This window comes from Cupriavidus taiwanensis (genome assembly GCF_900250115.1).
Classification (GTDB): domain Bacteria; phylum Pseudomonadota; class Gammaproteobacteria; order Burkholderiales; family Burkholderiaceae; genus Cupriavidus; species Cupriavidus taiwanensis_B.
Genome location: NZ_LT984804.1, coordinates 369,410 through 382,444, shown reverse-complemented (window position 1 = coordinate 382,444; position 13,035 = coordinate 369,410). Strand labels below are relative to the sequence as shown.

Below are 13,035 nucleotides of genomic sequence, written 5' to 3'. Positions count from 1 at the left end.
CCACGACACATGAGTTCATGTGGTTGACCATACCATAGGACGCCATCCGGGTCGGGATGATGCTTTCCGATCCGTCATTGCGAGCGCACCAGCCCACGCGCACGCAGGGCCGCGAACACGTGATTGACCACTGCGTCACAGCGCGCGCCGGCAAAGCTGAAGGTGTTCCGCAGATAGGGCTTTGCCTGTTCGGCCAGGGTTTCGCGCAGCATCTTGCGCGCGCGCAGGAAGCGTGTCTTGACCACGTCATCACTGACGCCAAGGCAATATGCCGTCTCCTCGACGCTCATGTCTTCGACGGCCCGCAAGATGAACACGCAACGATAGATCGGCGGCAAATTGTCGACCGCGCTTTGCAGCAGCTCGCGCACCTGGCTGCGCTCGGCCATGGCGTCGGGGGATTCGGCGTCGGGGGTGCGGAAGGCCATCACGTTCTCCGGTGAAGCTTCGGCGGAATCGTCGTCTTCGGCCCTGGCTCCCATCTGGACCAGCCCACGTCTCTTGCGCTGCGCGGTCAGCGCGACATTGATGGCAATGCGCGCCAGCCACGTGCTCAGCGCTGCCTCGCGCCGAAACGAATCCAGGCTGGTAAAGGCGCGCAGGTAGGTTTCCTGCACCACATCCTGCGCTTCGGCGTCGTCCGGGACCACGCCACGCGCGGTGCGGAACAACAGGCGGTTGTTGCGCCGCATGATGATTTCGAAGGCGGACGCGGCGCCGGCACGGGCGCTTGCGACCAGCTCGGCATCCGTCGAGGCACCGGAAGCAGACGGCGGAGACGACCAGGGGTTCTGCTTTGGGTCCATATTTGCTTTTCCCGTTCCTGATCTTTAGACGGCACCGGTGACAAAAGGTGACAGCAGGCTCGGGCAGAACGCTCGCACCATGCGTCAGCAATCATAGGAGAACGTCACCCGCCGCAAGCGGATGCAATGTGGCCCAGGCCTCGTGTCACCTTCCCGCGTCCGTCAACGTCTAATGACATAGGCACCGGACCCGTTCGCGCTACTGCCGCCGTCGGCATGTCCGTTGTCATGCATCAGTCGCCTCATCCTCTTGTGACAAGGACGCCGATCATGAACCAGCAACCCTCCGCACTGGTACCCGAAGCAGAAGTGCAAGCCCTGGCGCCGCCGCGTTCCACCATGCAGCGGATGCCTCGACGGCGGCTGGCCAGTGCACTGGTGACGGCGGCGGCGATGGCGGCAGCCGCGGGATGCGGCGGTGGTTCCGGCGGGGAAGGCACCGACGCGGCCAGCACGGAAGCGGCGCAAAGGGCCCTGGTCGAGCAGGGCAAACAGATTTTCCGCTTCGATACCTTCGGTGATGAAGCAAAGTGGACCGACAAGCTGAGGATGCACGAAGTCATCGCCAGCTCGGTGGATCCCTTGACCGCGTTTTCGGTCGGGCTGAAGGTGGACGCCGACGCCTTGCCCGCGGCGGTCGCGAATGGCATCCGCAATGGCACGATCGACCTGAAGAGTCCGGCTACAACGGTGGCGCTGCTGAAATTCAACGCCGTCGTCGGCATCAAGGGGACGGTCGAGACGGTCAACGGCGTAGACAGGCTGACCCGCGTCGGCATCACCTGCGCGCTTTGTCATTCGACCGTGGACAACTCGTTCGCGCCGGGTATCGGCAGGCGGCTGGATGGATGGCCCAACCGGGACCTCGACCCCGGCGCCATCATCGCACTGTCACCTGCCATCGACGATGCCATGAAGAAGGTCCTTAACGCCTGGGGTGCAGGGAAGTACGATCCGCGCGGCAATATCGACGGCCTCAGCAAGCCGGTGGTGATACCTCCCGCCTTCGGGCTGGCGGGCATTCATCGCATCACCTTTACCGGCGACGGCGAAGACATCATGTACTGGAATCGATATGTCGCCGTCTCGCAGATGGGCGGCCTTGGCTCCGTATCCGAGCCACGGCTGAACATTGCCATCACGAATGGCGCGGAAGACCTTGTCACCAGCAAGCTTCCGGCCTTGCAGGCGTATCAGCTGTCCCTGAGCGCACCGCCGCCGCCGGCCGGCAGTTTCGACCCGGTAGCGGCCGCGCGGGGCCGCCTTGTTTTCGAAGGCGCAGGTCGATGCGCGACCTGCCATAGTGGCCCGGCCTTTACCGATGCCAACTCGATGCTTCATCCGCCCGCCGACTCGATGGCAGAGCCGGAGAACCCGAGCTATGCCTCACGCTCGGCGACCCGGCAATACCGGACCACGCCACTGAAGGGCGCGTGGCAACACCCGCCCTATTTTCACGACGGCTCCGCGGCGACATTTTCGGATGTCGTGAATACCTACAACACGAAGCGGGGACTGGGGCTGAGCAGCACGGATATTGCCAACCTGGCGGAGTATCTGAAGTCGCTGTGACCGATATTGCCGGTTGCAGTTCACGCCGGATCAGGGCCGACGGTGACTTCGACGCACGCCGCGCTGCATGGCCGGGCAAGTAGTGATCAGGCACCTCATCCCTCGTGCCTGGCGATGAAAGCCTCGACCGTGTCGTGCAGCAGCGCGGGCTTCTCCAGGAAGATGAAGTGACCGCCATCCAGCACGGCAAACTCGGCGCCCGGGATCCGCTCTGCCAGTTCCGCCGAAAGGTGGGCAGGCGCGCAGAAGTCGCGTTTGCCCACCAGCACCAGCGTGGGCGTGGTGATCGATGGCAGCGCGTCGAAGGCGTCGTGCCCGACGATCATGTCGATCCGGGCAAAGGCAATCTCGCGTTCGAAGGCGACCGAGGCAGTGGCATCCACCCACCCCTGCACCTGCTGCGGGTGGTCACGCATGAATGCCGGATCGAACAGGAACAAGGCGTTGGCTTCGGTGGACGCGCGCAGGCCCGAGTCGGCAAGCATGCGCCGGCGCATGTCGAACTGCCGGCGGTAGAACGCGTCGGCGCGCGCGATCGAGGAAAGGATGGTGGCGCTGCGCAGCCAATGGCGATGATGGATGGCCAGCACTTGCGCGATGGCGCCGCCGGTGGAGGAACCCACCGCATGGACGGGGCCGCAACCAGCGTCCGCGACGACCCGCGCCATATCCAGCGCGTGTTGCGTGATGGTCATGCCGGATGCGGTGTGCGTGGACGCGCCGGTGCCGCGATGGTCGGGTACGATCACCCGGTGCCGCCCGGCGAACAGACCGATCTGCGGCCCCCAGGACGCGCCCACGCCGGCAAGTCCGGCCAGCAGCAGCACGGGCGAACCCTGGCCCGTGACCTCGTAGTGAATGGAAACCCCATCGGACGTTACGTCTGGCACTTGGATGCTCCGCTGCAACGCGACGCAAGGAGAAAGTCGGGTGCGAAACAATGACGGCGCGCTGGATGAATAGTAGTGCGCGCGCAACGGGAAAACATGGTTTGACACGCAACCGCGCAAACCCGATGCTTGCGCCATCGGCTTGCCTTCGTCGCGCGGGACGATGGCGACATGCGGTCCACACGCGGGAGAGATCATGCACGCTGCCTGGTACAGCAGGAACGGAGCCGCCCGGCAAGTCCTGGAGGTCGGTGAACTGCCCACGCCATCGCCAGGGCCTGGCGAAGTCCGGGTCAGGCTGGCCACCTCCGGCGTCAATCCGTCCGACGTCAAGTCCCGGCATGGCCGGCCGCTGACGGGCGAGCGCGTGGTGCCGCACAGTGACGGGGCCGGCGTGATCGACGCAGTGGGCGCCGGCGTAGCGCCGGGCCGGATCGGCGAGCGTGTCTGGATCTGGAACGGCCAATGGCAGCGGCCCCTGGGCACCGCGGCCGAGTACATCGCATTGCCGCAGGCGCAGGCCGTGGCATTGCCCGCGACTACCGGTCTCGCGGCGGGCGCCTGCCTTGGCATTCCGGCGATGACGGCCTTCCAGGCCGTCCATCTGCTCGGCGACATCGCCGGAAAGACGGTACTGGTCATTGGCGCGTCGTCCGCCGTTGGCCATTATGTCGTGCAGCTGGCCACCTGTGCCGGTGCCTCGGTCATTGGCACCGTGGGATCGGCACAGAAGGCGAACCATGCGCTGGCGGCCGGCGCGCAGGCAACGATCGACTACAAGCAGCAGCCGGTTGCGCCAGCCGTGATGGCGCTGACCGGCGGCAAGGGCGTGGATGCCATGGTCGATATGGACTTCTCCACCACGGCACCACTGCTGGCGCAAGGCGTGCTGAGGCCACACGGCACGCTGGCCTGCTATGGCTCGAACACGTATGGCGATATTCCGGTCCCGTTTCGCGACCTGCTGTTCAGCTCGATCAGCCTCCGCTTCTTTCTTGTATACGACCTCTGCCGCGCCGATCGGGAACGCGCCATCGCCGGGCTCACCAGCCTGATGGAGGACAGCAGGCTGACGCATGCCATCGGGGCCCGCTTCCCGCTCTCGGCCATCGCGCAGGCGCACGAGGCGGTCGAAAGCGGCAAGCTGATCGGCAACGTCATCCTGGAGATCCAGCCGGAATAGGACCCGCCCGCCGGTGCTGGCAACCAAGCCATCGGGCTTGCTACATTTCCATGTTTCGAATATATTCGAAACATGGAAACCGATGACGCCCTCACCGCGCTCGCCGCGCTCGCCCATTCGATCCGCCTGGCGGTGTTCAGGCTGCTGGTGCAGGCAGGCCCGGCCGGCTTGCCCGCCGGCCGGATCGCCGAACAGATCGAGATTCCGGCGTCCTCGCTGTCCTTCCACCTGAAGGAACTGCACCACGCCGGCTTGCTGACCAGCCGCCAGGACGGCCGCTCGATCATCTACATGGCGCATTTCGACACCATGAATGGCTTGCTGGCTTACCTGACGCAGAACTGCTGCGGCGGCAATCCGTGTTCGCCGGTATCGCCCTGTGCGGTCGACCCGGCGTGCTGACCCTTCCTGAGCCGGCCTCATGACTACCAACGTACTGATCCTTTGCACCCACAACTCGGCGCGCAGCGTGCTGGGCGAAGGGATGCTGAACCACCTGGCGCGGCGCGCCGGCCGCGACGTCCGCGCCTATAGCGCGGGCAGCGCGCCCAGCGGCCGCGTCAACCCGTTCGCCATCGAAGCGCTCGCCAACGCCGGCGTCGACGTGGGCGACCTGCGCAGCAAGAGCTGGGACGAATTCGCCGGCGACCACGCCCCGCCCATGCGCATCGTGATCACGGTGTGCGACAGCGCGGCGCAAGAAGCCTGCCCGTACTGGCCCGGCAGCCCGGTCAAAGTGCATTGGGGCTATCCCGATCCGTCCCGCACCGAAGGCAGCGACGACAACAAGCGCCAGGCCTTCGAGCTGACCCGGCAGGCCATCGCCTACCGCATGCAACAACTGCTGCAGCTGCCGGTCGACGACATGAGCAACGCCGAGCTGGAACAGGCGCTGCAGCGCCTGGGGCGGAGCTGAACCATGGCGAACCAGCACGTTGCAGCATCGGGCCCGGCAGGGGCCAGGCCGGCCATCGGTTTCTTCGAGCGCTATCTGACCGTCTGGGTCGCGCTTTGCATTGTCGCCGGGATCGCACTGGGGCAGATGCTGCCGAGCGTGTTCCAGGCGATCGCGCAAATGGAATATGCGCAGGTAAACCTGCCGGTGGGGCTCCTGATCTGGGTGATGATCGTCCCCATGCTGATCAAGATCGATTTCAGCGCGCTCGGGCAGGTGAAATCCCATTGGCGCGGCATCGGCGTGACGCTGTTCATCAACTGGGCGGTCAAGCCGTTCTCGATGGCGCTGCTCGGCTGGATCTTCGTGCGCCAGCTGTTTGCGCCGCTGTTGCCGGCCGACCAGCTCGACAGCTATGTGGCCGGCCTGATCCTGCTGGCCGCGGCGCCGTGCACGGCCATGGTGTTCGTCTGGAGCCAGCTGTGCAAGGGCGATCCGTATTTCACGCTGTCGCAGGTGGCGCTGAACGATGCCATCATGGTGGTCACCTTCGCGCCGGTGGTGGCGCTGCTGCTGGGCCTGTCCGCGATCACGGTGCCGTGGGATACGCTGCTCACCTCGGTGGCCTTGTACATCGTGGTGCCGGTGATTCTCTCGCAAGCGCTGCGCAAGATGATGCTGCGACGCGGCGTGGCGCATTTCCAGCGCGCGGTCCGGCGCCTCGGCCCGTACTCCATCACCGCGCTGCTGCTGACGCTGGTCCTGCTGTTCGCGTTCCAGGGCAAGGCCATTATCGAGCAGCCGCTGGTGATTGCCTTGCTGGCGGTGCCGATCCTGATCCAGGTCTTCTTCAACTCGGGACTGGCCTACCTGCTCAACCGCAAGCTGGGCGTTGCGCATTGCGTCGCCGGTCCGTCCAGCCTGATCGGCGCCAGCAACTTCTTCGAGCTGGCGGTGGCCACCGCCATCAGCCTGTTCGGCTTCCAGTCCGGCGCGGCGCTGGCCACCGTGGTTGGCGTTCTCATCGAGGTACCGGTCATGCTGCTGGTGGTCGCCATCGTCAACCGGTCGCAGTCCTGGTATGAGGCCGGTGCCCGCTGAAGCACCGGCATGTCAGTAGCGCCCTGCGATGCGCAGGGACGGAGGATGGAATGATCAGGCAGGACCTGCCCAATATCGATACGGCAGTACTGGACACGCCGGACCTGCGCAAGCTGGAGCCAGCCCGCACCAGTACGCATGCCCCGCGCATCCTGCTGCTCTACGGCTCGCTGCGCGAAACGTCATATAGCCGGCTGCTGGTGCACGAGGCCGAACGGCTCCTGCAGCACTTCGGCGCGGAAACCCGGGTATTCGACCCGCACGGCTTGCCGATATGCGACAGCGTCCCGGCCGACCATCCCAGGGTGGTGGAACTGCGCCAGCTTTCCGAGTGGTCGGAAGGCCAGGTGTGGTGCAGCCCCGAGCGCCACGGCACGCTGACGGCGGTATTCAAGAACCAGATCGACTGGCTGCCGCTGGAATTCGGCGGCATCCGTCCCACCCAGGGGCGCACGCTGGCCGTGATGCAGGTCTGCGGCGGCTCGCAGTCCTTCAATGCCGTCAATGCGCTGCGGGTGCTGGGACGCTGGATGCGCATGGTGACGATCCCGAACCAGTCGTCGGTGGCCAAGGCGTACCAGGAGTTCGATGCCAGCGGCCGCATGAAACCTTCCGCGTACTATGACCGCGTGGTCGACGTCATGGAGGAACTCTACAAGTTCACACTGCTCGTGCGCGACCGCAGCGATTACCTGACCGATCGCTACAGCGAGCGCAAGGAGGCCGCGCCGGCCGCGGCCACGACGCTTGCCGCGGCGGCGATGCACCATGAGCGCGACGCGCAGGTTGGCGATACCGACAGCGGCGAAGTCGAATAGCGCCCTGCCGGTACCGAACTCATCACACGCGCCACGCGGCTGGCAGGTTCCCTCCTTGATGGGGGCACAGTCCGCCAGCATGGCGCGGCGGCCGGGAACGCTGGTCCGGCATGGGTGCCGCGGCGCAAGCGGGCTGTGCCGGAGGCCAGGCTGGCGGGGGTGCGTGCGATGACGCACAGACCAGAATCTGCCAGCCATTAATCTCGATGCCATGAACACGCCATCACTTCGAATGGCGTGCACCGGTCTCTCAGGAGCATCGGATGGATCGATTTTACTTGTTGGACGCATCGTTCTGCCCGAGCGTCAACCAGGGTCGCATTCCCATTTACGTCAGCTCGCCCGAGCGCGCCGTGGCGTCGCAGATGACCGCATTCACGGCGGCGCTGCAGGCGTGCACCGGCCAGTCGTTCCAACGCTACGGCGCGCTGCACGATTACTCGGTACGGGAATACCGGACCTTCTGGCGCTGCTTCCTGCACTGGTCGCAGGGGCTGGCGTGGTCCGGCAGCGCCGAACCGGTGTGCGTCGGCGACGATTGCGAGCACGCCCGCTTCTTCCCGAACCTGCTGCTGAACTATGCGGACAACCTGCTTGGGCTGGAGGTCGCGGGTCCAGGCGCACCGGCCGTGACCGCCTGCCACGCCGATGGCCGGCGTGAACGCCTGACCCGGGGCGAGCTGCGCCAGCGTGTTGCGCGCGCCGCACATGCGTTGGCGCAGCTGGGGTTGCGCGAAGGCGACCACGTGGTGGGTGTGATGCGCAACGACGCCGAAGCCATCGTCGCCGCACTGGCGGTGACCGCGCTCGGCGCCACGCTGTCCACGGCCGCGGCCGAGATGAGCGTCGAGACCCTGCTCGACCGCTTCGCTCCGCTGGCGCCGCGGCTGCTGCTCGCGCACACCGCGCAGCGCGCCTTCGACACCGGCGTCCCGCTGGCGGACAACGTCGCCGGCCTGGCTGCCGCGCTGCCTTCGCTGCAGGGCATCGTCCAGCTCGACGACGGCGCCTTGCCGGCCTCCGTCATCCAGCCGGTCCATGCGCTGGCCGACCTGATCGACCGTGGCGACGCGGAGCGCTTCGTGTTCCAGCGCTTTCCGTTCAACCATCCGCTCTTCATCATGTTTTCGTCGGGCACCACCGGCAAGCCCAAGTGCATCGTGCACGGCGCCGGCGGCAGCCTGCTGGAGCACCTGAAGGAGCACCGGCTGCATTCCGACCTGCGGCCCGGCGACCGCATGTACTTCCACACCACCTGCGCGTGGATGATGTGGAACTGGCAGCTGTCGGCGCTGGCGTCCGGGGTCGAGATCGTGACCTATGACGGCCCGATCGCCACGGTCGACGCCTTGTGGCGCCTGGTCGCGGACGAGCGCGTCACGGTGTTCGGCACCAGCCCCGCCTACCTGAAGATGTGCGAGGACGCCGGCCTGGTGCCCGGCCAGCAGTTCGACCTGAGCGCGCTGCGCGCGATGATGTCGACCGGATCGGTGCTGTTCGACGCGCAGTTCGAATGGGTGCGCGATCACGTCAAGGCCTTGCCGCTGCAGTCGATTTCGGGCGGCACCGACATCCTCGGCTGCTTCGTGCTGGGCAATCCGAACCTGCCGGTCTATGCGGGCGAAGCCCAGTGCAAGAGCCTGGCGCTCGATGTGCAGGCGTGGGAACACGGCGCGCGTACCAGCGGCATCGGCGAGCTGGTGTGCGCGAACCCGTTTCCGTCGCGTCCGCTCGGCTTCTATGGCGACACCGACGGCCAGGGCTTCCACAAGGCCTACTTCTCGGCCAACGCTGGGGTCTGGACCCACGGCGACCGCATCGACTTTCCGCCCGAAGGCACGGCGCGGCTGCATGGCCGGTCCGACGGCGTGCTCAATGTGCGCGGCGTCAATGTCGGGCCGGGCGAGATCTATCGGGTGCTGCGCGATATCCCCGAGATCCGCGAGGCGATGGTGGTCGAGCAGCGCGCGCGCACGGCGCCGCCCGACCGCACCCACGCCGAGCGCTACGACCAGCGCATGGTGCTGCTGCTGGTCCTGCAGGACGGGGTCGCGCTGACCGGCACGCTGGCCGCCCGCGTGCGCCGCGACCTGGCGCGCCGCGCCTCGCCAACGCATGTGCCCGACCGCATCCTCGCCGTGCCGGCGCTGCCGGTCACGCACAATGGCAAGTTCTCCGAAGCGGCGGCGCGCAATGCGGTCAACGGCCTGCCGGTGGGCAATGCCGCGGCGTTGCGCAATCCGGACTGCCTCGACGCCATCCGCTGTCATCCGGCCCTGAACCTGGCAGCGCGCGAACTGCCCGCGCCCGGGACGTCGCGCGAGCAGCTCGAACGCCATCTGCAGGCCCTGTGGGAGCGCTTGTTCGACTTCGCCCCGATCGGCCGCGACGACAACTTCTTCGATCTGGGCGGACATTCGCTGCTGGCCGCGCGGCTGCTGGCGGACGTGTACCAGTCGACCGGCCGCACGATTCCGCTGGCGACGCTGTTGTTCGCGCCCACCATTGCAGGGCTGGCCGCGGCGATCGACGAAGCCGCGACGCCGCAGCCTTCGCCCAACCTGGTGCCGGTACGCGGCGGCACCGGCTCGCCGCTGTTCCTGGTGCACGGCGCGAGCGGTTCGGTGATGGAGTGCTGGGGCATGGTCAACGCGCTGCGCACCTCGCGCCCGGTCTACGGGCTGCAGGCACGCGGCCTCGACGGCGAACAGCCGACGCAGCGGCGCGTCGAGGATATGGCGGCCAGCTACATCGAGCAGATCCGCAGCCTGCAGCCGAGCGGTCCGTACGCGCTGGCCGGCTACTCCTTCGGCGGGCTGGTGGTGTTCGAGATGGCGCAACAGCTGACCCGCGCCGGCGAGCAGGTCGAGCTGCTGTGCCTGCTCGACACCTATGTCTGCGAGCATTTCCTGCCATGGCGCACGTGGATGCGCTTCTGCTGGAGCTATCCCGCCTGGCAGCTGCGCAAGCTGCGCGCGGTGCCGGCGGCACAGCGCGTGCGCTACCTGAAGTACGCGCTGCGCCGCGCCGCCGAAGGCGTCGGCATACGCCGCGGCGGCATCACCTGCAAGCCGGACGCGCTGTCCGAATCGCTGCCGCCGGCACTGCGGCAGGTGCGCGAGACCATGGTGCGCGCCATGACCACCTATCGGCCGCGTCCCTACCACGCCGGGCCGGTGCTCTATCTGCGCGCCGCGGTCAGGCAGCAGCAGCGCGGCGATCCGCTGTCGCTGTGGCGGCGCGTCGCGCTGGGCGGCCTGACCATTGCCGAAGTGCCCTGCAGCCATTTCGACCTGGTGCTCGAACCCAACCTGCAGACGGTGGCGGCGATCCTGGACGAAGGGCTGGCGCGCGCGTGACGCCGCGGACCTTGCACAGCATGCAACAGGATGGCCTTGCCACACGAGGCGCTTGCGCTGCCGCGCCGCTGGTGCTGCCGCAACCGGAGCGCCTCGCGTTGCCGGACGGGGCGGTGCAGGTATGGGAGCTGGCTGACACGCAGGTCAATCCGGCATGCACCCGGCTGGCCCACACGCTGGCGCCGGACGAGCGCGCACGCGCCCTGGCCTTCCGGCACGCCAGGCATTGCAATGGCTATGTCGCCCGGCGCGGGCTGCTGCGCTGGCTGCTCGGCGGCTACCTGCACTGCCGGCCCGAGGCGCTGCGCTTCACGATATCGGCGTTCGGCAAGCCGGTGCTGCAATGGCCGCAGGCGCGGCTCGCTTTCAGCGTGTCCCACACCGACGGACTGGCGCTGCTGGCCTTCGCCCGGGCTTGCTGCCTCGGCGTGGACGTGGAGCGGCGTGCCGGTGGCGAGAACATCGCGGGCGTCCCGGAATTCGGGCGCGGCATATTTTCCCCGCAGGAAGCGCAGCGGCTCGCGCGCGCGCGGTCCGCTTCGGCCGATGCGCTGCTGAGCATCTGGACGCGCAAGGAAGCGCTGCTGAAAGCGCTCGGCACGGGCCTTTCGGCCGATCCCAGCGCGTACACGACGGAAGACGACTGGCAGCGCGGCGCGGGCCATTGGCGGGCTTCGCGCGATGGCACGGCCATGTCCGGCTGGAGTTGCCTGGACCTGGATGCCGGCGCGGATTTCAGGGCGGCGCTGGCCGTAGCGCTGCCGGACGCGAGTCTCACGTGGCACCGCTGCTGACCGGTCCCGCGGCCTGGCGCGGGTCCGGCCGCGTAACACGTTACGTTACACGTAACGCCTGCCGCCCTGGTGCCAGCCGTGCATGCGCGCCGGTCCGCGTCTGCCGCCCTGCCGCAAACCCGCCCGGCCTGGACGCCCGCTTTGCCCGCACCCTGTGCCGCTCGGCCTCGCCGGCAACGATCGAACGTGACGTGCGCGCGCTGCTGGACCTGCCGCTCGCGGCGCCGGCCCGGCCGGAGCCGGTCGTCGTGCCGGACGCCATGCCGGACGGCTTGCGCCGCCCCTTCCACGCGGTCGCGTAAGCCGGGGCTACCGCGCCGGCGCAATCCTGTGCACCTGCGCCGTGGCACCGATGCCGCGGCGCGCGAACACGCCGGCGTTCTCGTTCTCGCCGTAAAAGAAGGTCGGGGCGGGCGCGAGATGCCTCAGGAACGGCTGGAACTCGCGGCTGCCGATGCAGATCTTGGACCGCTCCGAGGCCGCACCGAGCAGCACCTCCCGTGCCGCGTGGTCGGCCCGGTCCATGCCCACGGCGCGCGCGCGCTGGTCGGTCAGATCATCGTCGACCAGCACATAGCGCCCCGGCAGCAGATGCGACAGCATGAAATCGCTCAGCGCTTCCTGGACCGATATCGACAGGCCGAACAGTCGCCGCGGCATGTTGGCCGGATTGATGCCGCCCCAGTCATAGGTGCCGCCCTCGCGATTGCGGCGCGGGTTCACGGTGAACTTCGACGACATCGTTCCAATCGCCATGACGTGCACGTCGGCGGGCGATCGCAGCAGCGAGTACTGCGCTTCATGCACGGCCAGCAGACCCGGCGCATTGGCGTAAAGACCGCCGTCGACGAACTGGTTGTGGTTGAACGTGTAGCGCGCGAAGTAGCCCGGCGCGGCACTGGTGGCCATCGCAATATCCGCGATGCGGAACTTGTAGTCCCGCTTGAAATTGACATGGTGCGGCGTCTTGAAAATCTGCGGCCGCCCGGTGGAGTAATTGATCGCGGGGATGACCGCCCGGTGCGCACAGGCTCCGAGCAGGCGTTCGCCGAACAGATGCTCGGCGCAGAGCAGTTCCAGCAGCCGGCGCGAGCCGAACGGCGCGCGCCAGATGCCGGCCAGCGACCAGCGCCGCTGGAAGATCTGCTCGCCGTGCCGCGTCAGCAGATCCACGATGCGGCTTGCCGGCAGTTCCAGCGCCAGCGCCAGCGCAATGACCCCGCCGATCGAGGTCCCCGCGATCAGGTCGAACCGGGTCGCGATCGGAGCGCCGATTTCCTCCTCGAAATCGGCAAGCAGCCTGGCCGTGTACAGCCCGCGAAAGCCGCCGCCCGAGAGCGCGAGGATCTGAAACCGGTCCGGAGCCGACTCGTCCAAGGATTCCCCCTGCTGCCGAATGAACTGACATCGCACGGCCGCAAACCCACGTCGAGGTCTCGTGCCAATGCAGTCCGACCGAGTGCCATGCGCATCCATACTAGGCGACGGCTGCGTGTTTTTACAGAAACGTCGCGGGCGATGTAGCCCGATCATGCAGGCAGTTAGACGGCATTTCATTCTGACTTGCGCCGAAGCGCAATCCCGCGCGACCCCGAAAGGCTGTCGTCGCGCTCAGAG

The 13,035-nt window shown here is 67.3% G+C and carries 11 protein-coding genes; 8 read left to right on the top strand and 3 right to left on the bottom strand.

The window, feature by feature from the left end:
- Positions 1-74 precede the first annotated feature (74 nt).
- A complete protein-coding gene (locus CBM2586_RS18555) occupies positions 75-806 on the bottom strand; it encodes an RNA polymerase sigma factor (protein WP_115665511.1) in 732 nt (243 codons plus the stop codon).
- A gap of 348 nt (positions 807-1,154) precedes the next feature.
- Here CBM2586_RS18555 and CBM2586_RS18550 point away from each other — a divergent pair, with 348 nt between their 5' ends.
- Positions 1,155-2,378 (top strand): hypothetical protein, encoded by a 1,224-nt coding sequence (locus CBM2586_RS18550; protein ID WP_431194958.1) that lies wholly within the window; start codon positions 1,155-1,157, stop codon positions 2,376-2,378.
- A 95-nt stretch (positions 2,379-2,473) separates the two neighbouring features.
- On the opposite strand, the gene CBM2586_RS18545 is transcribed toward CBM2586_RS18550, so the two are convergent.
- Positions 2,474-3,466 carry an alpha/beta fold hydrolase gene (locus tag CBM2586_RS18545; RefSeq protein WP_240987963.1) on the bottom strand — a complete coding sequence of 331 codons (993 nt, stop codon included), beginning with the start codon at positions 3,464-3,466 and terminating at the stop codon, positions 2,474-2,476.
- On the opposite strand from CBM2586_RS18545, the gene CBM2586_RS18540 reads away from it, so the two are divergent.
- The 7 genes from CBM2586_RS18540 (at position 3,465) to CBM2586_RS18510 (ending at position 11,418) form a co-directional block, all read left to right on the top strand.
- On the top strand, positions 3,465-4,451 hold the full coding sequence (locus CBM2586_RS18540) for an NADPH:quinone reductase (RefSeq protein WP_115689090.1): 987 nt from the start codon (positions 3,465-3,467) through the stop codon (positions 4,449-4,451). The two genes, CBM2586_RS18545 and CBM2586_RS18540, sit on opposite strands and share 2 nt — an antisense overlap.
- Before the next feature lie 72 nt (positions 4,452-4,523).
- The gene (locus CBM2586_RS18535) at positions 4,524-4,853 is read left to right on the top strand and encodes an ArsR/SmtB family transcription factor (RefSeq protein ID WP_115665514.1); all 330 of its coding nucleotides are present in this window, start codon (positions 4,524-4,526) and stop codon (positions 4,851-4,853) included.
- A 19-nt stretch (positions 4,854-4,872) separates the two neighbouring features.
- On the top strand, positions 4,873-5,367 hold the full coding sequence (locus CBM2586_RS18530; RefSeq protein WP_115665515.1) for an arsenate reductase ArsC: 495 nt from the start codon (positions 4,873-4,875) through the stop codon (positions 5,365-5,367).
- 3 nt (positions 5,368-5,370) lie between these two features.
- The gene (arsB, locus tag CBM2586_RS18525) at positions 5,371-6,447 is read left to right on the top strand and encodes an ACR3 family arsenite efflux transporter (RefSeq protein WP_115665516.1); all 1,077 of its coding nucleotides are present in this window, start codon (positions 5,371-5,373) and stop codon (positions 6,445-6,447) included.
- A gap of 53 nt (positions 6,448-6,500) precedes the next feature.
- On the top strand, positions 6,501-7,265 hold the full coding sequence (gene arsH, locus CBM2586_RS18520; protein WP_115666491.1) for an arsenical resistance protein ArsH: 765 nt from the start codon (positions 6,501-6,503) through the stop codon (positions 7,263-7,265).
- Between the two features lie 263 nt (positions 7,266-7,528).
- Positions 7,529-10,624: an acetoacetate--CoA ligase gene (locus tag CBM2586_RS18515; RefSeq protein ID WP_115665517.1), complete on the top strand. Its 3,096-nt coding sequence runs from the start codon at positions 7,529-7,531 to the stop codon at positions 10,622-10,624.
- A 20-nt stretch (positions 10,625-10,644) separates the two neighbouring features.
- A complete protein-coding gene (locus CBM2586_RS18510) occupies positions 10,645-11,418 on the top strand; it encodes a 4'-phosphopantetheinyl transferase family protein (protein ID WP_115689088.1) in 774 nt (257 codons plus the stop codon).
- 309 nt (positions 11,419-11,727) lie between these two features.
- Here the strand turns inward: CBM2586_RS18510 and CBM2586_RS18500 are convergent, their stop codons facing one another.
- Positions 11,728-12,795: a CBASS cGAMP-activated phospholipase gene (locus CBM2586_RS18500; protein ID WP_115689086.1), complete on the bottom strand. Its 1,068-nt coding sequence runs from the start codon at positions 12,793-12,795 to the stop codon at positions 11,728-11,730.
- Positions 12,796-13,035 lie beyond the last annotated feature (240 nt).

Excerpts from the sequence above, each read along its gene's own strand:
- CBM2586_RS18555 (WP_115665511.1), bottom strand. The coding sequence starts at position 806 with ATGGACCCAAAGCAGAACCCCTGGTCGTCTCCGCCGTCTGCTTCCGGT.
- CBM2586_RS18550 (WP_431194958.1), top strand. The coding sequence starts at position 1,155 with ATGCCTCGACGGCGGCTGGCCAGTGCACTGGTGACGGCGGCGGCGATG.
- CBM2586_RS18540 (WP_115689090.1), top strand. The coding sequence starts at position 3,465 with ATGCACGCTGCCTGGTACAGCAGGAACGGAGCCGCCCGGCAAGTCCTG.
- CBM2586_RS18545 (WP_240987963.1), bottom strand. The coding sequence starts at position 3,466 with ATGATCTCTCCCGCGTGTGGACCGCATGTCGCCATCGTCCCGCGCGAC.
- CBM2586_RS18535 (WP_115665514.1), top strand. The coding sequence starts at position 4,524 with ATGGAAACCGATGACGCCCTCACCGCGCTCGCCGCGCTCGCCCATTCG.
- CBM2586_RS18530 (WP_115665515.1), top strand. The coding sequence starts at position 4,873 with ATGACTACCAACGTACTGATCCTTTGCACCCACAACTCGGCGCGCAGC.
- arsB (WP_115665516.1), top strand. The coding sequence starts at position 5,371 with ATGGCGAACCAGCACGTTGCAGCATCGGGCCCGGCAGGGGCCAGGCCG.
- CBM2586_RS18515 (WP_115665517.1), top strand. The coding sequence starts at position 7,529 with ATGGATCGATTTTACTTGTTGGACGCATCGTTCTGCCCGAGCGTCAAC.
- CBM2586_RS18510 (WP_115689088.1), top strand. The coding sequence starts at position 10,645 with ATGCAACAGGATGGCCTTGCCACACGAGGCGCTTGCGCTGCCGCGCCG.